The following is a 25,291-nucleotide window of genomic DNA, read 5'->3' on the forward strand; positions in this document are numbered from 1 at the left end:
TCACAAGATGAATTTATTAAGGCCGATCCGCTTGAGTGAATGAGGCGAGTCGGCTTTTTTCCCTTTGATCCCACTCCTCTAGCGTCATCATTTTAAAGGCTTCCTCAAAATCAATTCGCAAAGGTGCGATGAATTCCAACAGGTTGCTGTCGGGATCTTCGAAATAAATCGCAGCGTGAGCTTGGGGGTTATTCGGCAAAACAAGCGGCTGCTTTTCTGGCGGGAAACCAAAGATAGTGGTCACCGTTATTCCCTTCTGTTCCAGCCACTCCTTCGCTTCCTTCATATCTTTTCCATCAATATGAAAGGCCACATGTCTCAACGATACGTGATACGGAGTATCTACCCGATCGGTCTCCCATAGTCCTAACCAGCTGCGCCCTTTTTCAATCCAAAAGAAAGCCACTGTATCGGTCTGATGAGCAAGTTCCAAATCCAGATCTTTGTAAAACGCAATCGATCTTGCAAGATTCTTGACAGGTAAATGTGCTTCGTACAGTCCTTTAATCATACTTGACATCCTCCTTTACTTTTTCAATATTAATATATTATATGTATGATTATATTAACAATTCTGGATGATTGCAAAAAAAGAGTCTGCAAATGAATGCAAACTCTGACCTAAACTGCCCACTTACACGATCGTATGCTGTTCTTTCACGTAACGGTTCACCGGGATGGAAAGCCCCAGGTTCCCACGTAATGTGTCCGCTTCATATTCGTCGCGATAAATCCCCCGCTCTTGCAAAAGGGGCACTACCAACTCAACAAAATCGTCCAACCCATGCGGCACAACGGAGTGGACAATAAATCCGTCGGCGGCTTGTTTTTCAAACCACAACTGAATTTGGTCCGCTACCATCGTGGGCGTTCCGATAAAATCGCTGGAAGGTGTGGCCGTTTGCAAAGCAACCTGTCGCAACGTCCAGTTGTTCTCTTTGGCATTTTGTTTGATTTTGTCAGTGGTACTTCGAAAGCCGTTACTTCCGATCTCGCCCAAATCAGGGAATCGTTTATCCAATTCATATTGGGTAAAATCGTGGTGGTCAAAAAAGCGGCCCAAATAATTCAATGCATGCTCGATACTGACTAGATTGACGATTTCCTGATGCTTTTGCAGCGCCTCTTCCTTTGTTCTGCCGACAATTGGGCGTATCCCCGGAAATAGTAAGATGGACTCCGGTGAGCGTCCATACTTCGCCGCTCGCGCTTTTACATCCTGATAGAAGCTGGCTGCCTCCTCAAGGGTTTCTGCCCCTGTAAACACGGCGTCTGCCGATTTTGCCGCCAATGTCTTGCCGCTTTGAGAAGAACCTGCCTGAAAAATAACAGGGTGTCCTTGTTGAGAACGAGCGATATTTAATGGACCCTGCACGGAAAAGTGCTCCCCTTGATGATTCAATCGATGCATTTTTTGCGGATGGAAAAAGATACCCGCTTCCTTATCGCGAATGAACGCATCATCTTCCCACGAATCCCACAGCCCTTTGACTACTTCCAAATACTCCTCCGCAATTCGGTATCGCAGCTCATGGGATGGATGCTCCTTTTTCCCATAGTTCAGCGCTGAGCCTTCCAAAGGCGAGGTCACGACATTCCACCCAGCCCTGCCGCTACTGATATGATCCAGGGACGCAAATTGCCTGGCTATAGTAAACGGCTCGCTGTACGAGGTAGATACGGTGCCAACCAAGCCGATTCGTGAGGTGACGGCTCCAAGTGCAGATAAAATCGTAAGTGGCTCGAAACGGTTCAAAAAATGGGGGAGCGATTTTTCATTGATGTACAAACCATCTGCAATAAAGACAAAATCGAACAATCCTGATTCAGCTTTCAGCGCCTGCTGCACATAGAATCCAAGATTGACGCTGGCGTCAGCCAATGCTTTCGGGTGCCGCCACGCTCCCATATTCCCTCCGATTCCGTGAATCATCGTCCCTAGCTTCAATGTTCTCTTGCTCCCCATGGTTCGTTCCTCCTTTGTTAAATAACAAAAAGGCCCCTGTCAAGTACAGGAGCCTTTGGTTGACCAATCAGCCAAGAATCGTTGTAGATTAGATTATGGTAATTATTCCAATGTGTCAAGTGTGAATTAAACTACTTACTTCCCCATTGCTTTCATGATTTCTTCAATCCCGTCTATTTTCGCCAGAGCCATCGGTCCAGGTAACGAAGGGTCTGCCAATTCATAGACTCGGTTATTTTTGACGGCGTTCAAGCTATTCCAGACGTTGCTTCCTTTCAGGGCCTCTTTCACTCCACCTTGGATCGGCGCTTGCCAATTATTGATGACGAACAGATGGTCTGGATTTAGTTGAGCGAGGCCCTCGAGTGAGAGCTGCCCATTTTCATGAGCCCCTTCCGTTCGCTTCAATCCAAGTCCGTTGTAAAATGGATCGAATCTTCCATCGGTCCAAGTAATGAACTGCTCTTTCCCTCTGTACATGACGAACATGACCGACTCCTGACTGCGAAAGGCGAGCTGTTCTTTGTATGCCGCCGATTTTCGATCAAACTCGGCTAGCACATTCGTAGCCTTCTCCTCTTTTCCTATAATCGAAGCCATTTGTTGGAGGGTTTCACGCCAATCCCCAGCCTGAGGCAAGATGACAGTTGGTGCAATTTGCGATAATTTTCCGTATTGGTCGCGCATGTCATCAGCGGCAATAATGATATCAGACTGAACAGCCAGCAACTTCTCCAGATCGACCTCCATCCCCAGATCGATGATATTTTTATCCGCTACTCGTTTATTGAGACTGGGAAAATTCGCCGTAATGGTCGATACACCTTGGGCAGCAATCGGATACTCATCCAAAACGGCCAAGTAGTCAACAAAAGCAATGTACGGCGTCGCGATTTTTATTGGTTTTTCCTGAATGACCGTTTCACCTGATAGATGGGCGATCGTCCGTGGAAAAGCACTCTCGCTCTTTGCAGGCGTTGAGCCTTGGTGTCCCGCTTGTTTGTTCGTAGTTAGTGCAGTTGTTTGTTGGCCCGATCCTCCGCCGCATCCTGTGATCATCAGGACTAAAATGATAGCAAGGACCATAAAAATACTACCTAGTCGTTGCATACTCCGTCTTCTCTCCTTTTTGAGGCTCTCCTACATTAAAACGACATGTAAATGAGATTCGTTATCAACGCCCCAAATGATACTACTGGCCGGTCATCCATACTACCTGTAGACGGAATAGTTTGCTGGTTATCGGGATACTGAGCCTACCTGTTAGAGGAACGTCTCACGAATGCGCTTGGGTTGACACCATATTTCTCCCGGAAAGCTTCCGCAAAGTAGCTTGTATTCGTGTATCCGATGGCACTCGAGGTTTCCGTCACATTCATTTCCCCTTGTTGAAGTAAAAATAAGGCTTTTTCCAGCCTCTTTTCTCGCAAGTAGCCAAAAACGGTTGTGCCAAACATTGCTTTAAATCCTGCCTTCAGCTTGTAGTCGTTTAAACCAATCATCCGGGACAGTGCAGGTAATGAAGGCGGGTCCGCCATGCATTCCAACATGATCTCCCTTGCTTGTACGATCTTTTCTTTGTCGCTTTTCGATAAGGGAACAGACGCAGTTTCCTTATCAAGCAGAAAGGATTGAAACGCCATCGAAAGCAGTCCCAATACGCCAGTTTCCATCTCAATCTTTTTCGTTCCCGGTTTGGCGGCGTGCTGCATCACACGTTGGAGTGCAACAGAAGCAGCAGGAGACAGCTTTTCCTGAAAGATACGAAACGATTGTTTTCCAAGAACTTGCCTGAATTCAATGGAACGCTCACCATTCGACTCCTCCATGAAATGATGGAAGGTCGACACCGGAATACCGATGCCAAGCATGTGGAACGGCTCATTTCCACCGTATTCAAACCTCGCTTCCACTTCTGACATGAATTGTAGCGAGCAAAGACCAGGCAGCAATTGATGCTCTTTGCCTTGCACCCGAATCCCTCTTTCCCCTTTTAAACAAAAATTCAGCTCTACCATAGGGCTTTTCGTAGAAAGAGAGATTCTCCGTGATCGGTAAAATGTATAGTCAGATACAACAACTTCCATATCATACCGAGGAAGAAACCGACGAGCATACCCCTCACCCATCTCTGGATGAAGGGTCAGATTTGTTTTCTGATCCACATTCTGTGTTTCCAGATTCATTCTGTCGAAAAAGTGATGAAAGTTTTCTTGAATATCTGTAGAACTCAACTCTGTCCACCCAATCTGATGTGTAAAATGCACATGATAATCATTCTCAAATTATAGCGGATTGAGGAAAGTTTTACTATGATAATGGAAATAGTGGGTTCATTTTAGCAAAAGAGGTGATGTTCTTATGCTAGATTTAGCAAGTCCTGTATGGGGTAAGCTGCAAGGTCCTTATGGTTATTCTGATAGCGTCCCTACGCTCATCCAGCATATTCAGCACGACTATTTTTCTGAGGAAAAAGAAGAGTTGTATTGGGAACTTCTGTATCATCAAAATACGATTTATCCATGCACATATGCCGCCGTTCCCTATTTAGTAGAGATCGCGCTAAAAACAGAGAGCCCCGATATTCTGTTGGATATCTTCATAACCTGCGGCATTTTCGAAGCCAATAGCGAAAATGCGCCTCATATGGATGTGCCATCGGAGTTTTTACGAGATCAGACACTATTAATAGATCAAGAGACCATCAGAAATATCTATCGTGAATACCGGCGTGCCATTCTATCAATGACAGAGCAGACAGAATCAATCCTTCACCTAGTACGGATGGGAGAGCATGAAGCAGACAAGCGCTACATATTAGCTGCGGACGCTGCGTTTCGTGGGGACAAGGACATTGCCAACATGCTTCTCACCTTTTCGGAAGGAGACGAATATGTAACGGTGTGTCCGACGTGCGAGCAGTCTATCTATTTATGGCCAGATGAGGAGGAGATTTTGTTCGCTTACGAAGACGATCCCGTTTCTCACGGTACAGCGAAACGATTTTCAATCACCGCCAAAAGACCAGACATGACAAATGACAACGGACTTCAGAGATTATACCAACTTGCAATTGAAATTGGGGATAAAAAGCTGCTTGCCCACCTTCCTTATCTTGCTGGTGAATTGAACTGCTGTTCATGCGACACCCCTTTCCAAGTTTGGCCGGGACTTTTTCCATAAACAGAAAAAAGGCCTCAGCTTATGCCGTGGCCTTTTTTCTTTAGATTGCAGATATATCTGCCAAGGATCCTTTCGTTGCTTGTAACAAGCCCTCTACCGCCATCTCGATCTGGACGCCAATATTTCCGCCACTGACAATAATCGTCTCTAGCAATTGTGCTCGTTGATCGATCACTGTCGGAAACAATTTCTTCATCCCAACTGGCGAACATCCACCACGAATATAGCCAGATACTTTAGTAATCTCTTTCACGGGAATCATCTCGATCTTCTTCTCGCCGACTGCTTTCGCCGCTTTTTTGAGATCAAGCTCGGCTTCAACCGGAATGACAAACACATAATACGATTTGCTCGTCCCTTGCGAAATCAGTGTTTTATAGACAACGTTTTCTTCGCGACCGATCTTTTGGGCGACAGCAATTCCGTCGATTTTTCCATCATCCGTTGCATACGTCAGCATGGTGTATGCGATTTTTTCTTTGTCCAATATCCGCATCGCATTCGTTTTTCCCTGTTTCACGCCATTCCACCTCCACTACACGCTGATCAACAAAATATAATCTATCTTAGGGGATGACGTTCTACTTTTCAACCAAAAAGCGCCACTGACACAAGCATGTCAGCGGCGCCTCGTATTATTGAATCGTTACATCGTCAATCTCAATGAATCGCCGCCAAGTTCTCGGAGAATCGGAACGGAATGAGCGGAGCTTCGTTCATTTCGATTTGTTGTGCTTTTTCATTGAGAGTTACATAAATTTTTGATATGATTTTATTTGTAAAAAAATTACATTTAAAGGAGTTTTATACAATGAAAAAAATTGTGTTATTTACATTAGTTACCGGATTATTAATATGCTCTACTTCAGTCCCCATTTCAGCAAAAAATAGTGATTTACGCGCTAGTGTACTTAAAAATGAAGTATAAAAGTATGAAGGCGCTTACGAAAAGTTGAAAAATGGGGATTTTGACAAAATTTTTAGTGAGATCGTTAATTTTAGAACAAACAATCCAGATGCTAGCCAAGATGAGCTTAATGATAAGCTTCTTGAAATCACAGAAAAGTATAGCAATAACAGCAATGACCAATTCTCCGCTAAGGCTTCTGGCGATGATTATGACTGGCCTGTACCTGGCACCACACTGAACGATCAAGAACAAGAGATGTATGACTCTAACCCAATTTATGGTATTTACGCATTGGGTGCAGGAAAAACCGCTTGGGATTATACTATTGCTAAATTCGGTCGTAATGGACTTGGTGACAGATCAGATGCATTTAGACATGCCGCATGGAGCCTAATCTTAGTTAGCATGACGGACGATGCGTGGACAAGAGCGTGGACTGACGCTCACGAATATGGAGCAGCAGATTATTCAAAAAATAACCCTCATGCAAAAATGGATTTACATAACAATGGAGAAGGAAGATATAAAGCTACTAAAGAAGGATTAAGCGGTTATACTGATCCCGCAGATGTCGTATATATCATTGATGATTATATTGATGAAGTATATTTTAGTGGTGACCTTAAAAGATTAGTAAAAAAATCGAACAATAGTGAAAAAATAACTGGTAAAGAACCGTGGGACCAACTAAAGGTTACTTATTTTACTGGTGATGAGTCTGATTTTAAATAATTTTCCACAATTTGGCGTCAGTTGTGTCATAATTATATGACGACTGACGCCAATCTATTCTACTCGAAAATCTCTTGTTCTCGGAGGAAAACGCATGTTGCCAAAGCTGAGTAATCGTCGAACTATAATTTCAATTGCTCTTTTATTATGTGTTGTTATTTTCGTTTTTTTTCTACTCAGCAATTCTTCACTGGAAGCAGAATATGTTAAGATCTTTGAATCTAATAATGCTGAGATAGTTAAAGAGCTTTCAGAGCACAATTTTCGTTTTATTATCAAAAATGATGGTTCTGTTTGGATCCATGAGGATGACCAATATAAATATGCAATGTGTTGCACATAAGATAATACCCAAAAAAGCCCCCATCACCCCGAGTTAACTGTTAAACCCAACTTTTTTGATTCCAACGCCCTTACTTTATTTCTATTACTTTTCGTTTTTATCAAGTCTCTCTTATCATCTACTTCACACAGGATAAATTAGAAACTTCTACAACTAAATCTAAATTTCCCTCTTTATTCCAGCGTATATGAAAACGCCACTGACATAATCATGTCAGCGGCGCCTCGTATTATTGAATCGTTACTTCGTCAATCTCAATATGACCAGCAGGGCTAATCCATACACCCTGCACATTCTTTTGAATCGCCGCCAAGTTCTCGGAGAATCGGAACGGAATGAGCGGAGCTTCGTTCATTTCGATTTGTTGTGCTTTTTCATAGAGTTGCTTCCGTTTTTCTGCGTCTGTTTCTTTGCGTCCTTCGTCAATCAGCTTGTCTACTTCCGGATTGTTGTAGAAGGAATGATTACCCGGGGCGCCATGTGCTTTCGAGTGATACAGGTTCGCTTGGTTGTAGTCGGCATCGCCCGTAGCATTTCCCCATCCACTCATGAACAGGTCAGTCTCACCTTTGGACGCTGCTTCGATATAAGCCCCGAATTCCATCACATCCAGTTGCAGGTCAATACCAATTGGCTTCAGCTGTTGCTGCAAAACCTCGGCTACGCTAATCCGTGCCTTGTTGTCATTCAACGCGATTTTTGCTTTGAAGCCGTTTGGATATCCAGCCTCTGCGAGCAATTGCTTCGCTTTCTCGACGTCATACGGAATGTCTTTTACATTCGGGCTGTACCCAACCATCGCTGGTGTAATCGAGGAGTGCGCTGGCGTTCCTACGCTGTTGTAAACGCCTTCAATAATGGTTTTCTTGTCGATTGCGTGGGCAATGGCTTGGCGGACACGCACATCATCAAACGGCTTTTTCTTTGTATTCAATCCGATATGATCGACAGAGAAACCAGGGTATCGACCCAATTGCATCGATGCAGAATTTTGCACGCGATCAATGTCTGTTACAGGCAGGTTTTCTGCCACGTGAACTTCTCCTGTCTCAACCATGGCAAGGCGCGTCGTGTCTTCCGGTACGGTTTTGAAAACGACTTTCTCCAAATTTGGTGTACCGCCATAGTAGTTATCATTTCTTACGAGAATCACTTCTTGGCCCGGCGTCCATTTCTCGAATTTGTACGGGCCCGTACCAGTTGGATTCTTGCTCAAATCTTTTCCATATTGTTCAATGGCTTTCGGGCTGATGATGCTACCCTCTGCACTCGCCAAAACAGACAAGAGCGGTGCGTACGGATAATTCAAAAGAAATTGTACCGTGTACTCATCTACCACTTTCACTTCTTTGATGGCTTCAAACATATTCATCCGGCTAGAGCCAACGGCAGGGTCCTGAACGCGCGCGATTGTAGCCTTTACTGCTTCCGCATTGAAAGGTGCGCCATCATGGAACGTCACGCCTTGACGAAGCTTGAACTCCCACGTCAGGTCATCGAGCTGCTTCCACTCGCTTGCCAGGGATGGGACGTATTTGCTTTCTTTATCCATGCGCACAAGCCCTTCGTATACTTTGTGATGAACGATTGCTGCTGAAGGGATTTGGGACAGGAAATGCGGGTCGAGGTTGTTCGCATCGGACAGACGAGCGATGACGAGGGTTCCTCCTGTTTTGCCAGCTTCCGCAGTACCCCCTGCTTGTCCAGGGTTAGTGGACGCATCCTGCCCCGACGAACACCCTGCCAAAGCCGTAGATATCGCGATCGTCATGGCAATCAGCGTGTGATAAAAGCTCTTCTTTTTCATCTGTGTTCCCCCAATTCTTGTTACAAATGTTTTAGCATTCAAACATGTTTTATTTTAGATAATATTCTGTCATTACATGTTCATTTTGTTTACCTTTATTTTCAGTTTCTTTACAACTTTATATATAAACAAAAAACTCTCCCCTATAGCAGCGAGAGAGTTGTTCAAGACTATCTGACAAATTCACTTTTTAACAGCCCATATATGTATTCATCATAATGTTGGCCGTTCGTATAGATCATATTCCGAAGCGTGCCTTCCAGTTGAAAGCCGAGGTGTTCCTGCAATCGTTTCGATGTTTCGTTAAAAGCAAAAACATGTGCCGTTACTTTCTCATAACGCAGCTCCTGAAAAAAATAGGTGAGAAAAATCTTTACGGCTTCCGAAGCATATCCTCTGCGATGATAGTCGCGGAAAATGGCCACTCCATATTGAAAATTTCCATTCCGGGAATCACAGTGATGCGAGTTGATCGTGCCTACCAATTCTCCATCCAAGGTTTCAATCGCAAGCCGCATATTGTCTCCGTCAGGGACTCTGGCTGCTTGCTGCTCTGTCCACAATCTTGCTCCAGCTTCCGATCTAGGAAAATAAATGGCATCAGATGCTCTTGCTATCTCCGAATCTTGATCATTTTTTGTGAAACTTCTGCCAATCCTCGGGAACGACGGCGCGTAATCTATCCTTCCCACAGATTCACAAGCATCAACCCCTTTCCAGAAAAAGGATAGCACAGGGTAATACCACGAGCTATAGAAAAAGAGAGACTCTTTACGAATCTCTCTTCCTTTCCTACACCCGAATTACGATGACCGAGTCAAAGGCTTTTTCATCATATTGACGTACTGCACCACATACAAATACTGCTGTGTTAACAACTCCGCATCCGCTTTTACTTCCTGCAAATAGCGATTGCCCTCCACTTGCAGATCTTCTATCAATGAGCCGAGGAAGCTCATATCGTATTCGGTCGCGAGCTCTTGCAGCTTTTTCAGCTCCTGCAAATCTTGCTTGTCAAGTTTATGGATTCCTTTGAGTAACAAGCGTTCCTGCCATTCCGTCAGCTTTTCGGTTAAGGAATATAGCTCCTCCATGATTTACGTCCACTCCCTCACCGTCTATAGGTCTAACTTAAAGCTCGTCAGCGATTTGCCCTGCATGATGCTGATCGGATAAAGCCCATCTCCTATTTTTTGCACAAGCAAATACACATCGCGCAACTCTAGCAGCCGTTTGTTTTGCTCGAGATGACGTATATTGCGGGCGAATTCCCCCTGATAGGAGATGCTTAATTGGAGAGAATGACATTGCTCGTCTTCGATCGTCAGAATCAACTGCTGCGTCTTCTGATCGAATTCGACTTGGTTGAACTGCTTCGCTTTCAATAGAAAAACCGAGTCCAACGCAGTCTCAAACATATCGCCTGCCGCGTCCTTCCAACCATTTGACCAATCGCGAATGAACACCTTGCCCAGATCCAGTTCTTCGATATTGTCCCTGGGGACGATGGTTAGCCGCGTCTCTTCACTGGAAGACAAGCGCTGCTCCCGATTCGTCTTCGCCTGTGTCAGGATGACCTGTGAATGAGAGAGCTCCTCCATGGAGATCAACTCTCCCCAGGGTACCTTGCCTTTATAGCTGTCCTTAAAGGAAAAGGATATGCCTTCATAATATACGGGGCGCGCTTCTGTATACGTGTAGATGCGCTGATCAGAAAGCGAATAAAAGTAATACGTAATCCCCTTGTACCCTGACCGCGTCTCCCATGGATTCGCTCCCAATGCATACAGACTTAACTGCGGAACCATATGGTACTTACTCTTGAAGCTGCCGAGCAGCTGCTTTTTCGCTTCGGTTTGATCGGCCTTCTCTAGGGCAAGCAAACTAAGGTACACCCGGGAAAGTCGGTCGAGTAACGCTTCCGTTGAAAACTTGACATGACGCTGAAAAAATAAGTTCAGCTCCCCATGAATGCCGCGAATGTCCTTTTCTACGCGGGGAAGATTGCCGTTATGCGCAGCGATAGCAAGCAGCTCCAGCCGAGTACAAATCGTCTGGGATAGCTTCGCCAAGCCGATGCCAAGAATCTCTGCGATCAGGGCTTTGGCTTCTGCTACGACATCGGTTTCATAGCTGACATCGGTTACGGATGCTTGTAACTGCTCACGATCCTGTAACTGATGCATAGCCCGATAGCGCAAAATGACCTCCAGCTTATGCAAGCAATTGCCTTTTGCCTTGCAGGTGCACATACTCTTCCCGATCTCCGAATCACTGTCAAAAGAAACGGATATATCCTGGGTGCGCAATGTCATGGTTAAAAAGGATGTTTCAGCGACATCCATCTCCTCGAAATAGTCGAGGCGAAACAGCACTTCTTCCAGCTGCGCTGGGGTAAAAGCCTTGCTAATGTGAGACGGCTGCAATTGCAACAGCCAGCTAAAGTCAGGCTTGTAGGTCTCCAGCTCTACCTCGTTTCCTGCTCCTGCTTGCAAATGGTTTTCGGCATAGTAGACGATGGCGATGATGACATGCTTGCATATCTTGTCTGATGGACATGAGCAGGAAAAGCGATCAATATCTGCATGAAGTCGGCATACGCTGTCATCTGACAGCGCACACTCGACGTAATCGTCCCCGAACTCGTAGGAAACAGTCATTCCTTTTTCCATTTCCTTGATGGAACGATTGTATATTCCTTTGTTCGCGTATTTGATCAGATACTCTTCGTTGCACAGTGCGATAAACCGATGAAATTCTGATGTGAAATCCGCCATCGTTATTTTCCTGCTGCTCGCATGACATCATAGACGGTCTCGCTGAAAATGCGTGTTGGAATATCAGTGAGCTTCAGCCGATCCACTGGTTTGAAGTAAAAATGCTTGTACTCGGCATCTTTATTTGGAAAGAAAGCCAACGCTTCCAGCTTCACATCCTCCATTCCTTCCCAATACGAAATGCTCGCCCCGCTGATTTTCAACTCAGCCACCATACCGTCATACAGTTTGTAAAACTCGTAATAATAACCGGCATCGAGCGGCGTTCCTTTGACCCAGCCGAATTTCTCCATCATTTTTGCAAAAGCAGTAGGTGAGTACGATTCAACAGGCAGGCGGAGCAATTCATTGGCTTTTACTTCTTCTTCCGTAGGCAGGAACGCTTCCCGATTCAACTGCTCGAATGGTTGTGTAATTTCGTAATCTTCCAGCTGAGTACGCCAGCCGTTCAACGTCTCTTCGTCCAGCTCCAGTGGGTGAATCAAGCCAATGAGCTGCTCATCTGCCAGCTCATACTCATCCTCGTCCACGGTGTTAAATGTCCCATCGTCCATATAGCGGAACGTATCTACGAGCTTTCCGTCCTCGTATACACCCCAGATCAGTCCAATTGCGAATTTTTGCATCAACACGTTCTCTACAAAGAGACGTTTCCATGCTGCCGTTGACCAATAACGCGATTTGGACAGGGACTCCTCCAAACGAAGAGATTGTACCTTCACCATATTTTTCAGGTCTTTTTTCAATTGAGCAAAAGTCAATCGCGCTTGTTCTGCCTTCTCCTGATCGTCTTTCGCGGACGGCGCAGGCAGATTTTTTACCGCTTTTCCTGTACTGTCGTTCGTAACTTCCAGCTCCAGCTCGTTGCTTACTTTGACCGTGAAGGTGCGGTCTCCGTAGTCAAACACTTGCTTGCCGGATGCATCGAAACCAAGCGTAGTTACCAATCGGTCTTCCAGTTCCATCGCGGAAATGTTCTGATTCGCAGCCGCCATGGAAAGCGCCTCTTCTGCTGCTGTTTTGACTTGCCTGTTTTTGATCGTACGCTTGATCTGGTCGATGAGACGCAGTGCAGTCAAATCATTTGAGAACGACAGGGCACGCACGCCATCCGCAGCCAAAGCACCGCGAGAGTGATCTGTCCATTCCTTAATCAACTGACCAATCGTATCGACTATACGTCGATCTCCGAAAGCGACGCAGAGCGGCATGATCCATTTTTCTTTGGCGACTGCTCCATTATCGAGCCATGTACGCAATGCTTCTACGGTAAAGTCAGCAACAGATGCCGCTTGCAGAGAAGGTTTCAAGTCAAGCACCAACGGGTTTGGTGCTGTCGGGAATTCGATCGAAGCGGTTAGCATGTACTCCATTACTTCTTGGCCCAGCTCGTTGCCGTCTTGGTCGCGAAGGACTGGCATGCGCTCCAGTGGCATCCATTTAATCCGTGTGAGCTTGCGCTTGTCGGTCAGATTGCCCAAATGGGTCAAACTCGCATCTGGCCCTTGCTCCTCGGCGTCGATAAATGTTTGCAGCAGCGTTTTAAATTTGCTGCTCTTTTCTGTTGTCAATAGCTCCTGGAAAATCTCCTTGTTATTGTCCAGGGAGCGAATCGCATCAAGCGCCATTTCCTTGACCTTTGCTTTTTTCTCGGTTTGATAAACGTGCAAATAAAGCTCCTTGTCTTTGGCCTGAAGAAACGCTGAACCAGCAAGGCCGCTCACTTTCTTCGAGCTGTCAGCCAACCCGAGCAGAATCGCTTGGTTCCGCAATTTCTCAGACAGCGTCTCCTTTGCCGCCAATAGGGTTTGCATCACAAACACGCGAAGCTCCGTATCCAGCTTGTCAAATTGAGCCAGACTCATCTCCGGATTCGCTACGACCAATGAACGATACACTTCTTCATTGACGTCTGTGTAATAATAGTGCATCTCCTTGATCGACAAAATCTGATAGAAAAGTGTCTGGACATCTACAGCTTCGTCCTTCCGGTAATGATCGATGATGCCGGTCAATCGATCCTGGAACGCATGAGCAAAGCACATATGGCCTACTCTGCGATTGGAATTGTCTTTGTAGTGGCACATGAACGGAATCAGACGCGCAATAAACGGATGGTCTACAGGCAAGAAGCTCAACAGGATCATCTGCTGTCTTACGAGTTGTACGTCCTCCATATGCACATGCTCGAGCACATCCTCTAGGGCAGCTTTTCCATCCAAATAGCTCGCCAGCTTCGTCGAGCCCTTCGCACGTCGCAGCGCGTCTTGAATAATCCCTTCCAAAGAAGGCTGGAAATCGGAGAGATCCACGCCTGCTACCGCCAGCGTTTTGTATAAAAATCCTTTGACCATCGGGATTGAAGCAAGCTCAAGCGCTCGTCTCGATTTGGTTACATCTTCAAGCGCCAGCTGTTTCACCTGCTCCCAGAGCGTCGGGGGAGATAGCAAATGCTCGCGAAGTCCCAGCAGTAGATCGTAAGGCTCCTCCATCTGCACAAGGCCAGCCAGTCTCTTATCTTCGGACAGGATATCAAGCGGGAACATGTCAAAAAAGATTTGCAAGGTGTCGTGCAGCTCCCGATCGATCTCCTCTTCCTTCTTCAGAAATGCACTGGTCCCGCCTTTGACGTGAATGCGGAAATACAGCAAGCTGATGACCAGCTCCATATAACGCTTCAAATGCTTCTGATTCAAAAGGGAGCCTTCCTTGACCTGCTCTCCTTGATAATACTTTTCTCGCAGCGCAGCCTTTTTTTCTTTGACGAACGAAGGGTACAACGACTCGTTCGTCAGTAAATTGTTGCTCGAAAACTGCATGGTCACGACTTCTTTTGCAATGGTATGCAGCTCTTTTATAAATTCGCGCGTATCACCTGTAAGCAGGTAATAGTAGATCGGCATCAGCTTTTCTTTTGCTTCCTCCAATACGCTCGGAGAAATCGTGTACGCATATGAAATGAACAGCAAAAATTTGGCCCGATCAAATGTCGAGGAGTAGTCACGGCTGATGCTTACGCGATAATCCTCCGCGGCTTTTACCAAAAATTCGCCAAACAACGCAGGCCCAAAATGCTCGGCCGTTTTTCTCATGGCCTCCAATGCTTTCTGATCTCTAGCACGGATATCAGCATCACTAATTTCCTTCATACTTTGCAGTTCGATCTGGTCCAGGAAGCACTCATCCATTACGTTTTTCTTATCGTAAAAACGGTTACTTGCCTTGTAGATCAATACAGCTGCTCGGTAGAAAGCCAGCTCCTCGCCGCGTTTTTTCAGCTTGTCAAATTCGGATCGAATCGTATAGCTGTAAAACCGCGGGTCCTCTGCGATTTCCGGGCATTCGTCTGTGTCACCTGCAACGTAATCAGCGATTTGATCGTACAAATGCTTGTTTCGATCACTTGCACTGATAAACTCCTCCACAAATTTCTTCGTAACCGGATTGAGATCTGTCTTTCGTAAAACCATTCCTTACTCCTCCTTCTCTCTATTTGATAACTTTACCAATCCATTGCGCGAGCTCATCAGGCGTGATCGCGGCGACATTTGCTCCCATATCGCTCAATACCCGTGCAGCATGCTGGTTGTACGTAGCGTTGCCATTGAAATCCAAAGCCGTCAGCACTAAAAACTTGCAGCCCGCGTCTATAATTTCCTTGCTTTGGCGATACATTTCCTTGATCGGATAGCCCTCCTCCAAATCGCTGACGAGGATAAATATCGTCTTCGATGGATTTTCGAGCAGTGTTCTACCGTATTTGAGCGCCTGGGCAATATGAGTCCCCCCACCAAGCTGCACACTCATCAGCACATCGACCGGATCATCCAGTCTGTCGCTCAAATCAACGACCTTCGTATCAAAAATAACCAAATGCGTCTTTAAGGCAGCGAGCTTGTAAAAAATGCTTGCCATAACGGAGCTGTAAATCACAGAGTCCATCATACTGCCGCTCTCGTCCACGACAATGACGATGTTCCATTTGTTGTGATGCTGGATATTGCTATGGAAATACAGTTCATCGATGATAAAACGGCTTTTTTTGCGGTCGTAGTTTTTCAAGTTTTTGCGAATCGTTTTATGGACATCCAGATTTTTCATCGACTTCGTATAGCCGCGCTTGTGGCGATTGCGTTTGCCGACGATGCTGGTCTGCACTTCATTCTCAAGCTGACGCCGCAGATCGTCTACGACCTTGCGTACAATTTCCTTTGCACTTTTCACGACCTCTCCTTTCATCCTGCCTTTAAATTGGAGGATGTTTTTCAAGAGGGTCATGTTGGGCTCCATGCTTTCCAACACTTTTTTGTCTGTCAACAGCTCTGTCATGTTATAGCGGTCCAGAGCTTGCCGCTCAAGGATTTCTACCGTTTTTTTGGGAAACAGCTTGCGGATTTTATTCAGCCAGGAGGGAACCGTCAATGCCGAATCTCCCCGGCCGCCTTCTTTTCGATAGCCTTGCTCTTCTCCGTATTCACGGTTGTATAAAAATTCAAGAATCGAGTCTAGTTCCTGATAGGAAAACTCGGATGATTGATAGACCCCGCTGCCTTCCAATGATTCCTCGGCATGAGAGCCTAATAACAACCGCCAGCGGTTCAAGGCTTCGCGGCTCAAATCAGGTTCCATTTGGCAAACTCCTCCTTGATCGCTTGATCGAGCATGCGGGCATCACGCAAGGTACGCTCATCGATGACTGGATTCGTGACTTGTTCCACCGTCGTTTGAAAGAGAGCTGCCACTTTTTCCGAGAGCATACTAATTTCCATTGGGCTAAAATATGTAAACGCCAATCGCAGTTCGGGCACCACCTGCAAAAAGTCGTTGTAGGCCAAGGATGTAATCATCTGGTGCAGATCGCGCAGGATTTCTTCCTGATGGAAGAGGTAGTCACGAGCCACGATAAAGACGCCATGTAAATACGCGGCGGTATGCAGCATTTGCTCAGGCGAGCCGAACATATATGCACGTGCACGTCGGGAGATTTCTGCGCGCTCTAACACTTCGAGATTGCACAAGATTGCGACCACTACCCCCACCAGTTTTGCGGGGAGCTTGTCGTTACGCATCAATTCCAGCAGTTGATCACTGAAAATCTCTCGGGAATCATCTGCCTGTCTCTTCTCACTCAGCATGTAGAGGAATTTGAGCTGATCGGCCAACTCATCCAGTTCGTTGGGGTTCGGGTTTCCCTGCTCGACGATTTTGGTCACAGCCTGGTAATATACCTCTTCCACCAAGCTCTCCAGCCGTTCTGTTTCGATAAGACCGAACAACCGTTTTTGTTCCAAAAGAATCGTGAGTGTCTTCAACGTTTTGCAAAGAGAGAGAAAATGTCCATCCTGCCGAACGGACTCTTCTACAAATTCAAAGAGCCTTTCCGATAGCTCTTCCAATCCCATGACGACCGCCATCAAGAGCCATTTTGCCAGCTCATGGCTCTGGTGCTGCGGCATTTCTTTTACCATATCGGCTAGCTTTTGCGAAGCTGCCTCCTTCACCGTCCCACCGTACACCGAGCTCTCAATCAGTCGGGCTTCGACGAAGGAGGAATAGCTGTAGCGCCATGTTTCTCGGACAAGATTGACATTTCGGTTGTTCATCCAGTCTGGTCCTGCTTCTTTGGCGCAAAACTCTGTACCCAAGAACTGCATGCAGTGAAAAAACTGGCTGGCTTCGCGATGCGACTTCTTGGCATACAATTCGAGCACCTTCTGATTGCGCCCTGTTGTCGTGATCGCGAGCTTTAGCGATTTACATCTGTCTTTGCAATCGCGAACGATGGGCACATCCAGTGAATTGGGGGCTACCTCCCCGATTCCATCTCCTGTCAACAGCTCTCGCAATGTCTCGATCGGCTGTGAAGTTGCAATCGAGCGTTCGCCTTTTGTAAAAGCAGAGAGAACGGAATCGATCAACTCATAGGCACCGCCCTCCGCCTTTTCCCGCATGACAGCCAAGCCGTTCATGAGGCTGTACGCTTCGATTGCATCCGCAGTTGACGTCGTTTCTCCTTTGTCACGAAGCCTTATGAGCAGTTGAGGGAGGTACATCAAGGCGCTTTTCGAGAAGGGAGCACGCTCCTTCTTCTCCAGTGCCTTCCACACACTCTCGTAGTAGTGAACGTACGGCATCCCGCTTGCGTATCCATTCAACTGATCTGCTTCCTGGTACGTGTACACCATCGGATATATTTTTTCTTCCTGCACCTTTTGTATCTTGTAGGGAGTCTTGCGCTCCTCAATGAGTCCGTATGTATGAAAGCCCCCGGTAATCACGAGAATTCTCGCATGTTTTTTCTTTGCCTCTGCAATTTTTTGACGCATGTGCGCCTCGCGAATCAAATCGCCTTCCGCTTCCAACGTAGCGTCATCATAGCATTTTCGAGACAGGTAGCAGTAGGCAAAGACATCCTTCACGAAATCCTGCGTCTGTTTGCGAATACCATCAATCTCAAAAACCTTTTCCCATAGCTCATCGAAGTTCCGGCATTTCATCGTCTGGCACAATCGCTGAATAAACTGCGAGCCTGCCAGCATGCGCTCATCGTGATAGGACAGCTTTTCATTCTTCTTTTTCAAATCATGGCCGTCTTCCAAGCTTTCGAGGCGGCTTCCGTAGCTTAGATCAATGAAAGCAGCAGGAATCTGCCGGCGTTTTGCTTCGACCAAGGCCACATATTCCGGCGAATACAGAAGAAACGGAAAGTAACAGACGTATTTTTTCTCCCCTGAGGCGTACGCGTAATAAATGCTCACAGGAGGCTTCGTCCGTTCATCCGTCAAGATCGGAATGATATGATTGCTATGGTCCGGGCCTTCAATCAGAATGATTTCCGGTTGATACTCTTCGATTGTTTTTTTCAAATGAAACGCGCAGGCAGGACTATGATGACGAACCGGGAAATAGACAACCTGTTTGCTGAGGTTGTAGACCTCTTCTTCGACGAATGACTTTATGAAGCGGTCCTGACTGTTTATTTGATCCATTTCTTCTCGTTGTAATACGTTCCCCATAGACCCTCTTCCTTTGCCCGTTCTTTGACCACTTTGGTAAAGTAGGTTTTCAGGATATTTGCGTCCTTTTGATTTTCCTTGACGACCGCTCCCAGCATGTTCTGTACCAGTCGATCCATGGAAATTGGCCTGCCATCATAGTAATGGGACGTCATCGCACTTTGAACATAGACGGATACGGCTTCGGCTGTACTCATCACGGATTGAGGGGAATCGATTTTGAAACCTTCCTTGGTCTCGCCCATACGCAGTTCCATGAAGGTCGTCGCCAATATCTCAACCACATCCCGATCGATTTCGATGTTTACGCCACTTTGCTCCAGAATCACTTTTGCTTGGGATTCGATAATTTGTGCTTCCATTTTCACATGATTAATCGGCGCGATTGTCTCGAAGTTAAAACGGCGTTTGAGCGCGCTGCTCATTTCATTGACGCCTTTGTCCCGCAGATTCGCTGTTGCGATGATATTAAAACCGGGCTTCGCAAACAGGATGCCGTCTGACAGCTCGGGGATGTTCATCACCTTGTCGCTCAAAATACTAATCAACACGTCTTGGACCTCAAACGGGCAACGGGTAATTTCTTCAAAACGGGTAATGATTCCCTTGCTCATTCCGGTGTATAACGGGGAAGGAACCAGCGCTTGCAGCGAAGGACCTTTGTCCAGCAGCATCGCGTAGTTCCAGGAGTATTTGATCATATCCTCAGTCGTTCCTGCCGTGCCTTGGATCGTATTCGTGCTCGTTCCGGAGATGGCCGCAGACAGCAGCTCAGACAGCATCGTCTTTGCCGTTCCAGGTTCACCGACGAGCATCAAGCCGCGATTGCCTGCCAACGTGACGATTGCACGCTCAATAAGCACATCGTCTCCATAAAACTTCTTCGTAATCGTTATACTTTCGCCCTCATAAGAGAGGGGGTCATCTGTTCCTAAAATAAAATCGCGCACAGCTCTGGGCGACATCAGCCAATTGGGAGGTTTTGTCCCTGTATCATGGGATCGCAGTGCATTCAGCTGTTTGGCATATAACACTTCCATAGGTGGCTTCATTGTTTCCATCCAAGTGCCCACTCCATTTCTGGTTGTTCTTGAAAAATATGTATACTAGTAAAAATGAAAACATATGTTTGTCAGGAAAAGAAGGGTATTTGTACCCAATATTAGGAAGGATATGTGAAAAGATGTGAAATGAGTACTACACGAAAAAAAGCGCCCTGGGTCCCCAAGACGCTTTTCTTGCTTTTTTTGATGAACTTTTCTACAACTGTGTCCGCAAGCTCCACAGCTCAGGGAAAAAACGGTGATCGAGCGCTCTACGCAAGTACATGACGCCTGATGACCCTCCTGTTCCCGGCTTTTGGCCTATGATGCGTTCAACTGTCGTCATATGGTTAAAACGCCATTGCTGTTGCTGACTGGCGATATCCACCAGCTTTTCTGCCAACTCGTACAGATCCCAATACTGGTTCACATTTCGATACACGGTCAGCCAGGCTTGCTCTACACTCTGATTGGGTTGGTATGGCTGTGACCAATCGCGATTCAAGCATTCCGGATCAATCGGCAAGCCACGGGCAGCCATCTCCCTGATCGCCGCATCGTAAATGCTAGGCTGCTGCAAGGCCGCACTCATTTGGGCGTGAAGCTTCGGTTGATGCACATACACCGCTAGGACATGCTGGTTCTTATAACCTAGCGTAAATTCGATGAGTCGGTTTTGATAGGATTGAAAACCGGACGAATGACCCAGCTTGTCACGGAACTGGAGGTAGTCTGCTGGCGTCAATGTAGAAAGGACATCCCACGATTTAATCAATTGCTGCTGGATACGCGAGACTCGCGCGAACATTTTGAAAGCAGGCTCCAGATCGTGATTGCAGATGCACTCATTTGCTGCTGACAGTTCATGCAAAATTTGTTTCATCCATAGCTCACTCACCTGATGAATGATAATAAACAGCATTTCATCATGATGGCTGGATTGGCATTGTTGACTCGACAAGATTTGATCGAGCTGTAAATAATCGCCGTACGTCATCTCTTTTTGGAAATCAGTATGAATCTGCGTCTCCATTGAAGTGTCGTTTGGTTGATTACTTCCTTGTTCATGTGGTCTCATCGCGGCATGACCTCCTTTCCCATCTAATTCCTTTCCACCCCTCGTTCCTCCTGCTGGATCTCCCTTCTTCTTACCCGATATTATTTCGATGCTTCTAAATATTTCAAATCGATCAAGCCGTCGATTTTATTACTGGAAATATAGCCGGCTTCCTGGCTGATATCGGCCATTTCCTGAATGACTTTTTCATTGACCGCCGTTGTTACTTCCAAACGGGAAAAGGCTGCCTGCACTTCTTTTTTGCTCAGTTCTTTGCCAGTCAGACCTTTCAAATGCTTGATGATCAGGTCTTGGCTTTCTTCGGGATTTTCCTGAATGAATTTGACTGCCTTTTTATGTGCTTGCAGATAGGCGGTTGCCAATCCTTCTCGTTTCAGAAACTCATCGCTGGCTGCTACGACAGTATTGGTTGATTCTTTGCCCCAAGCGAATTGATCCCAGTCCAAAAGCAATTTTCCTTCTGCCTGATTTTCCAGTACATATCCCCATGGCTCTTGAGTTGCTGCACCATCAACGGATTTTTGCACGAATAATGCTGCCGTATCTGCTGGAGCCGCCGCATACAGTTCCACATCTCCACCATTCGTCGTCGGTTTGAGACCAACCTCATTCAATGCTTTTCTAAGCATGACATCCTGTGTGCTGCCGATAACCGGAATCGCGATTTTTTTGCCTTTTAAATCTTTTAGTTCCGTAATGTTGGCTGAACCATTCATGACGAGCACAGCTCCGCCATTGACCGCACCTGAAATCAAACGATACCCGGGGTGCTTCACATAAAAGTTCAACAGCGGTCCAGGTCCGACTGTCCCTACATCAATTGCTTTGGTTGCCATCGCTTCCATAAACAATCCGCCATTGGTGACCGTTTTTGTTTGAATCTTTACATCCGCACCAAAAGCTTCCTTGAAATAGCCTTTCTCCAGCGCGATAATCGTTGCACTATGGGTCAGATTTGGGAAATATCCGATCCTTACTTCCTTCTCAGAGGATTCTGCTCCGCCAGTAGAGCAACCGCTCGCAACCCCCATCAACAATAGGGATGCGACAACGGTACTGAGCACTTTTTTAAGCATATGACGACACACTCCTTAGGCCATTTTTCTTTTATGAATGGACTCCCCACTTCATCTGAACGTTGCGTTCGATGCGTGAAAAGACAACATTATCGACGATGGTACCGATGATCGCAATAATGATCATCACTGATATCACCAAATCCATTTGTCCAAGTGAACGTCCCATCTCGAGCAATTGACCGAGACCACCGCCACCCCCGAGCAATTCACCTGCCATAAGTGCCCGCCAGGAAAATGCCCAAGCGATTCGAAGCCCGGAGATGATCTGCGGTACGGAAGCAGGAAGAATGACTGTTCGTACAAAGTGAAAGCCAGACGAACCGTATGTCTTGGCGACTCGTTGATATAGCGGCGGGACATTTTTGAAACCGCTGGTAGCATTGACCGTCATCGTCCAGGTCGCCCCGATCGTCACGATGAACAAAATGGAGAAGTCATTTAAGCCAAACCAGATAATCGCAAGCGGGAACCAGACAATGCTCGGGATAGACTGAAGCGCTGTCACCACAAAGCCAAGCGTATCTTCTACGAGTTTGTACCTCCAAATGAAGTAACCCAATATCAGTCCGACGATAATGGCAATGAGAAAGCCCAACAGGATTCGTCCCATGCTTTTTCCAATCGCAGCGGTAATTTGCCCGCTTATCAAGCCATTTACGAGTGTTTCGAAAACCTGGGTCAAGCTGGGAAACATGAACGATGGGAGCCCAGATAATCTAGATGTGACTTCCCAGATCGCCGCTATCATAGCGATGAAGATGACCCGTCTTAAAGCTGTAGTCATTGCCCATTTCCTCCTTCAGCACCTTTTCTATCTCTTCTTGCAGTATCGACAGCACCTTCTGCTCGGTGCTTAATGTCACACTGTCCGGCATGACTCCATCGCGCATGGCAGGAACCGCAATGATCTCCTTGATTTTGCCGGGGCGTGTGGCAAAAACGACGATCTTCTCCCCAAGCTGAACGGCCTCTCGGATATTATGGGTGACGAAAAAAATCGTGACCTTGGTCGTCCGCCAAATCTCAAGCAACTCCTTATGAAGAACCATCCTCGTCTGTTCATCCAGCGCCGAGAACGGTTCATCCATCAGCAAAATATCGGGTTCCATGACAAGTGCCCGAGCTATGGCTACACGTTGCTTCATTCCGCCTGAGAGCTGATGGGGATAGGAATGAACATACTTGCTTAAATGGACCATTTTGAGCACTTCCAGCGCCTTTTCGTTGGCTTTCGCTGCAGACATTTTCTTCAACTTGAGCCCGTATGTAACATTTTCCAAAACGGTTAGCCATGGAAATAATCCCGCTTCTTGAAAAACGACGACTCTGTCGGGACCGGGCTTATTCACTTTGTTGCCAGCAACGTGTATATTACCGCTGTCCGGTTGATCCAATCCGGCTATTAAGTAGAGCAGCGTCGATTTACCACAGCCAGAGGGGCCGACAATGGAAACGAAGCTGCCCTTTTCCACTTCAAGATTAATATCATCCAGCACCTTTACTTTTTGTTTCTGCTCATTCACAAAATGTTTCGTAACATTATCAATAGTCAGATACATGACTGCACCTCTTTTTATTCCAACTTTGTCGATGGGGATTATGAATAAATAATGATTAATCCTATCGTTTTTGTCAACTATAATCCAATAAAAAAGGGAAGGCGGCGGGCACCTTCTCCTATTCAATGCGGTAACCTAGTTTTTTGTGCAGCATTACATGGGTCTTTGTTTATCCACTCTTTTTCCCCTACAACTTCGTCGGATCAAATCTTCTCTCATCCAAATAAGCTCGCGCATGCCCCCAGAAATACTTGCTTGGCTGCATGTAGATTTCCAAGCCTGCCCGCTCGATTGTGCGGTTCGCCTCTTCATTCGCTTCTTTGAGGATTTGCTTTTCATCCACAGTCAAAACACGGCGCTCGTCCATAATCAGCTCACCATCGACAATGACATGGTTCACATCTCCACCGACTGCCTGATAGACGACACGATGGACATGCATGTTCTCCGGATTCAAGTGGGCCTGATGCATATTTACGGTAATGACATCCGCTTTTTTACCAGCTTCCAGTGACCCCAGTTCGTCATCCCAACCGACACAGCGTGCCGCATCAATCGTGACCATTTCCAGCAGCTTGCCCGGCGGGAGGTAGTAGTAATCACGCAACGCTGCTTGTTGCAGCAGCTGCATTCTGCGCATGGCCTGGAACATGTCAAAAGGAGTCATCGGCGAGGTGCCGTCCGTCGTGATCGCAACAGTTGCTCCCATCTCCAGCAATTCTGTGATGGGGGTGCGTGCATTGATTTGACCAAAACCAGGAGAAGCACTCACATTCGTTCCTGTTTCGGCCAAAATTTTCGCCTCGTCAAAAGAAATTCCCCGACAATGCTGCAAGTGCACGTCTGGACCGAGCAGCGCGTACTCTTTGTCTTGAATCGCGAGGTGAATCATGCCTCCAAAAGCATCGGAATGGATGCGCGTGTTGTACTTTTTTGCAATCTCCCTGATTTTCCGCGCTTGGTAACGGTCAAAATCGGTTAAGCCAAACAATTGGTCAGCTGGTGTCGGATAGGACGGATTGACAGAGGTGACGATGACAAATGGCGTTATGTATGCTCTGGTTTTATCGTTATTTGCGTGATTCAGGGCTTCAATCACTGCTTCTGCTCCGGCAAGCACCTGCTCATACGTGACTTCCTTCGTTACTTTTTGTCCATCGACCCATCGGCTAAAAGGATGCGGCCACGGCGGATTGCAAGGACCTGTCGCTACGATTTCACGAACGCCAACCTCGTTATACGCTTTTGCGTGATTCAAGGCAAAGATCGGATCATCTGAGCGCGGCATCGAGCCTAGTACGCTAACACCTGTCGTAATTCCAGCTTTAAGCCGCTCCAGTGCTGACAGCTTTCCCTCGTAGTACCAGAAATCGTCTGTCACGTAGTGCTTGTAAGTGTTGGTCATGATTGGCATCCAGTCGTTGATATTGTCTGTCGCAATCGTTTTGAACAGCGAATGTCCGCCATGACCATGTGCGTCAACGAAGCCTGGCAGTATACAATGATGCGCGCAGTCGACTACCTTTTGTGCAGGATACTTGTCTTTAAGAAGTGGAGTGTCGCCTACCTCCAAAATTCTTCCTTTATCTATGGCGACTGCCCCGTCTTGTAATACCCGACGGTCTTTGTCCATGGTAATGACTACGCCGTTCACGAGTAACAAATCGATCAAGTTGCATCTCCCCCAGCTTCTAGAATAAGGGCGGTGCCCATGTCACCTACTCCCCTCCCTACACCTTACCGCAGTTTTGATACCTTGTATTTGCATGAAAATTACAACTTTTTATAATATGTTTAC

Annotated in this window: 21 protein-coding genes; 3 read left to right on the forward strand and 18 right to left on the reverse strand. The window is 46.6% G+C overall.

Translation table 11 applies throughout. The annotated features are described in order from the left end of the window. Window positions 1-16 precede the first annotated feature (16 nt). The 4 genes from EL268_RS15800 to EL268_RS15815 all read right to left on the reverse strand — a co-directional run bounded on the left by EL268_RS15800 (window position 17) and on the right by EL268_RS15815 (window position 4,200). Window positions 17-511, reverse strand: coding sequence for a VOC family protein (locus EL268_RS15800; RefSeq protein WP_106655154.1), 495 nt, complete (start codon window positions 509-511; stop codon window positions 17-19). Window positions 512-634: 123 nt separating this feature from the next. Continuing rightward, on the reverse strand, window positions 635-1,966 hold the full coding sequence (locus tag EL268_RS15805; RefSeq protein WP_106655153.1) for an LLM class flavin-dependent oxidoreductase: 1,332 nt from the start codon (window positions 1,964-1,966) through the stop codon (window positions 635-637). Between the two features lie 135 nt (window positions 1,967-2,101). Beyond that, the gene (locus tag EL268_RS15810; protein WP_106655152.1) at window positions 2,102-3,076 is read right to left on the reverse strand and encodes an ABC transporter substrate-binding protein; all 975 of its coding nucleotides are present in this window, start codon (window positions 3,074-3,076) and stop codon (window positions 2,102-2,104) included. A gap of 146 nt (window positions 3,077-3,222) precedes the next feature. Next, window positions 3,223-4,200: a helix-turn-helix transcriptional regulator gene (locus EL268_RS15815; protein WP_232030488.1), complete on the reverse strand. Its 978-nt coding sequence runs from the start codon at window positions 4,198-4,200 to the stop codon at window positions 3,223-3,225. A gap of 127 nt (window positions 4,201-4,327) precedes the next feature. On the opposite strand from EL268_RS15815, the gene EL268_RS15820 reads away from it, so the two are divergent. Further along, window positions 4,328-5,149 (forward strand): hypothetical protein, encoded by an 822-nt coding sequence (locus EL268_RS15820; protein WP_106655151.1) that lies wholly within the window; start codon window positions 4,328-4,330, stop codon window positions 5,147-5,149. Between the two features lie 40 nt (window positions 5,150-5,189). Here the strand turns inward: EL268_RS15820 and ybaK are convergent, their stop codons facing one another. Beyond that, window positions 5,190-5,669, reverse strand: coding sequence for a Cys-tRNA(Pro) deacylase (gene ybaK / locus EL268_RS15825; protein ID WP_106655150.1), 480 nt, complete (start codon window positions 5,667-5,669; stop codon window positions 5,190-5,192). Window positions 5,670-6,101: 432 nt separating this feature from the next. Between ybaK and EL268_RS15830 the strand changes: the two genes are divergently transcribed. Both EL268_RS15830 and EL268_RS15835 read left to right on the forward strand, forming a co-directional pair. Next, complete coding sequence (locus EL268_RS15830) at window positions 6,102-6,791, forward strand: DUF6973 domain-containing protein (protein ID WP_106655149.1); 690 nt, start codon at window positions 6,102-6,104, stop codon at window positions 6,789-6,791. 94 nt (window positions 6,792-6,885) lie between these two features. Beyond that, window positions 6,886-7,134 carry a hypothetical protein gene (locus tag EL268_RS15835; RefSeq protein WP_106655148.1) on the forward strand — a complete coding sequence of 83 codons (249 nt, stop codon included), beginning with the start codon at window positions 6,886-6,888 and terminating at the stop codon, window positions 7,132-7,134. Window positions 7,135-7,363: 229 nt separating this feature from the next. Here the strand turns inward: EL268_RS15835 and EL268_RS15840 are convergent, their stop codons facing one another. From EL268_RS15840 to EL268_RS15900, 13 genes are all read right to left on the reverse strand, one after another. Next, complete coding sequence (locus EL268_RS15840; protein ID WP_106655147.1) at window positions 7,364-8,941, reverse strand: glutathione ABC transporter substrate-binding protein; 1,578 nt, start codon at window positions 8,939-8,941, stop codon at window positions 7,364-7,366. 170 nt (window positions 8,942-9,111) lie between these two features. Beyond that, window positions 9,112-9,675 carry a GNAT family N-acetyltransferase gene (locus EL268_RS15845; RefSeq protein ID WP_307724109.1) on the reverse strand — a complete coding sequence of 188 codons (564 nt, stop codon included), beginning with the start codon at window positions 9,673-9,675 and terminating at the stop codon, window positions 9,112-9,114. Window positions 9,676-9,744: 69 nt separating this feature from the next. Beyond that, window positions 9,745-10,035 (reverse strand): hypothetical protein, encoded by a 291-nt coding sequence (locus EL268_RS15850; protein ID WP_106655146.1) that lies wholly within the window; start codon window positions 10,033-10,035, stop codon window positions 9,745-9,747. Between the two features lie 24 nt (window positions 10,036-10,059). Then, entirely contained in the window at window positions 10,060-11,718 is a 1,659-nt protein-coding gene (locus EL268_RS15855) for a hypothetical protein (RefSeq protein WP_106655145.1), read from the reverse strand. Between the two features lie 2 nt (window positions 11,719-11,720). Further along, a complete protein-coding gene (locus EL268_RS15860) occupies window positions 11,721-15,188 on the reverse strand; it encodes a DUF4132 domain-containing protein (RefSeq protein ID WP_106655144.1) in 3,468 nt (1,155 codons plus the stop codon). 19 nt (window positions 15,189-15,207) lie between these two features. Continuing rightward, the gene (locus EL268_RS15865; RefSeq protein WP_106655143.1) at window positions 15,208-16,347 is read right to left on the reverse strand and encodes a VWA domain-containing protein; all 1,140 of its coding nucleotides are present in this window, start codon (window positions 16,345-16,347) and stop codon (window positions 15,208-15,210) included. Then, window positions 16,332-18,734, reverse strand: a complete 2,403-nt coding sequence (locus EL268_RS15870) for a DUF5682 family protein (protein ID WP_106655142.1) — start codon at window positions 18,732-18,734, stop codon at window positions 16,332-16,334. The genes EL268_RS15865 and EL268_RS15870 overlap by 16 nt, the downstream gene beginning before the upstream one ends. Then, entirely contained in the window at window positions 18,695-19,795 is a 1,101-nt protein-coding gene (locus EL268_RS15875) for an ATP-binding protein (RefSeq protein ID WP_174769403.1), read from the reverse strand. Before EL268_RS15875 ends, EL268_RS15870 begins: the two co-directional genes overlap by 40 nt. A gap of 199 nt (window positions 19,796-19,994) precedes the next feature. Continuing rightward, the gene (kynA, locus tag EL268_RS15880; protein WP_106655140.1) at window positions 19,995-20,855 is read right to left on the reverse strand and encodes a tryptophan 2,3-dioxygenase; all 861 of its coding nucleotides are present in this window, start codon (window positions 20,853-20,855) and stop codon (window positions 19,995-19,997) included. Between the two features lie 80 nt (window positions 20,856-20,935). Continuing rightward, the gene (locus tag EL268_RS15885; protein ID WP_106655139.1) at window positions 20,936-21,931 is read right to left on the reverse strand and encodes an aliphatic sulfonate ABC transporter substrate-binding protein; all 996 of its coding nucleotides are present in this window, start codon (window positions 21,929-21,931) and stop codon (window positions 20,936-20,938) included. A gap of 31 nt (window positions 21,932-21,962) precedes the next feature. Then, window positions 21,963-22,718 (reverse strand): ABC transporter permease, encoded by a 756-nt coding sequence (locus EL268_RS15890; RefSeq protein WP_020477521.1) that lies wholly within the window; start codon window positions 22,716-22,718, stop codon window positions 21,963-21,965. After that, window positions 22,651-23,493, reverse strand: coding sequence for an ABC transporter ATP-binding protein (locus EL268_RS15895; RefSeq protein WP_106655138.1), 843 nt, complete (start codon window positions 23,491-23,493; stop codon window positions 22,651-22,653). The genes EL268_RS15890 and EL268_RS15895 overlap by 68 nt, the downstream gene beginning before the upstream one ends. A 187-nt stretch (window positions 23,494-23,680) precedes the next feature. Next, entirely contained in the window at window positions 23,681-25,165 is a 1,485-nt protein-coding gene (locus EL268_RS15900) for an amidohydrolase family protein (protein WP_174769404.1), read from the reverse strand. Between the last annotated feature and the right edge of the window lie 126 nt (window positions 25,166-25,291).

This window comes from Brevibacillus brevis (assembly GCF_900637055.1).
In the GTDB taxonomy this organism is placed as follows: Bacteria; Bacillota; Bacilli; order Brevibacillales; family Brevibacillaceae; genus Brevibacillus; species Brevibacillus brevis.

Excerpts from the sequence above, each read along its gene's own strand:
- EL268_RS15800 (WP_106655154.1), bottom strand. The coding sequence starts at position 511 with ATGATTAAAGGACTGTACGAAGCACATTTACCTGTCAAGAATCTTGCA.
- EL268_RS15805 (WP_106655153.1), bottom strand. The coding sequence starts at position 1,966 with ATGGGGAGCAAGAGAACATTGAAGCTAGGGACGATGATTCACGGAATC.
- EL268_RS15810 (WP_106655152.1), bottom strand. The coding sequence starts at position 3,076 with ATGCAACGACTAGGTAGTATTTTTATGGTCCTTGCTATCATTTTAGTC.
- EL268_RS15820 (WP_106655151.1), top strand. The coding sequence starts at position 4,328 with ATGCTAGATTTAGCAAGTCCTGTATGGGGTAAGCTGCAAGGTCCTTAT.
- EL268_RS15835 (WP_106655148.1), top strand. The coding sequence starts at position 6,886 with ATGTTGCCAAAGCTGAGTAATCGTCGAACTATAATTTCAATTGCTCTT.
- EL268_RS15840 (WP_106655147.1), bottom strand. The coding sequence starts at position 8,941 with ATGAAAAAGAAGAGCTTTTATCACACGCTGATTGCCATGACGATCGCG.
- EL268_RS15850 (WP_106655146.1), bottom strand. The coding sequence starts at position 10,035 with ATGGAGGAGCTATATTCCTTAACCGAAAAGCTGACGGAATGGCAGGAA.
- EL268_RS15855 (WP_106655145.1), bottom strand. The coding sequence starts at position 11,718 with ATGGCGGATTTCACATCAGAATTTCATCGGTTTATCGCACTGTGCAAC.
- EL268_RS15860 (WP_106655144.1), bottom strand. The coding sequence starts at position 15,188 with ATGGTTTTACGAAAGACAGATCTCAATCCGGTTACGAAGAAATTTGTG.
- EL268_RS15865 (WP_106655143.1), bottom strand. The coding sequence starts at position 16,347 with ATGGAACCTGATTTGAGCCGCGAAGCCTTGAACCGCTGGCGGTTGTTA.
- EL268_RS15870 (WP_106655142.1), bottom strand. The coding sequence starts at position 18,734 with ATGGGGAACGTATTACAACGAGAAGAAATGGATCAAATAAACAGTCAG.
- EL268_RS15875 (WP_174769403.1), bottom strand. The coding sequence starts at position 19,795 with ATGGAAACAATGAAGCCACCTATGGAAGTGTTATATGCCAAACAGCTG.
- kynA (WP_106655140.1), bottom strand. The coding sequence starts at position 20,855 with ATGAGACCACATGAACAAGGAAGTAATCAACCAAACGACACTTCAATG.
- EL268_RS15885 (WP_106655139.1), bottom strand. The coding sequence starts at position 21,931 with ATGCTTAAAAAAGTGCTCAGTACCGTTGTCGCATCCCTATTGTTGATG.
- EL268_RS15890 (WP_020477521.1), bottom strand. The coding sequence starts at position 22,718 with ATGACTACAGCTTTAAGACGGGTCATCTTCATCGCTATGATAGCGGCG.
- EL268_RS15895 (WP_106655138.1), bottom strand. The coding sequence starts at position 23,493 with ATGTATCTGACTATTGATAATGTTACGAAACATTTTGTGAATGAGCAG.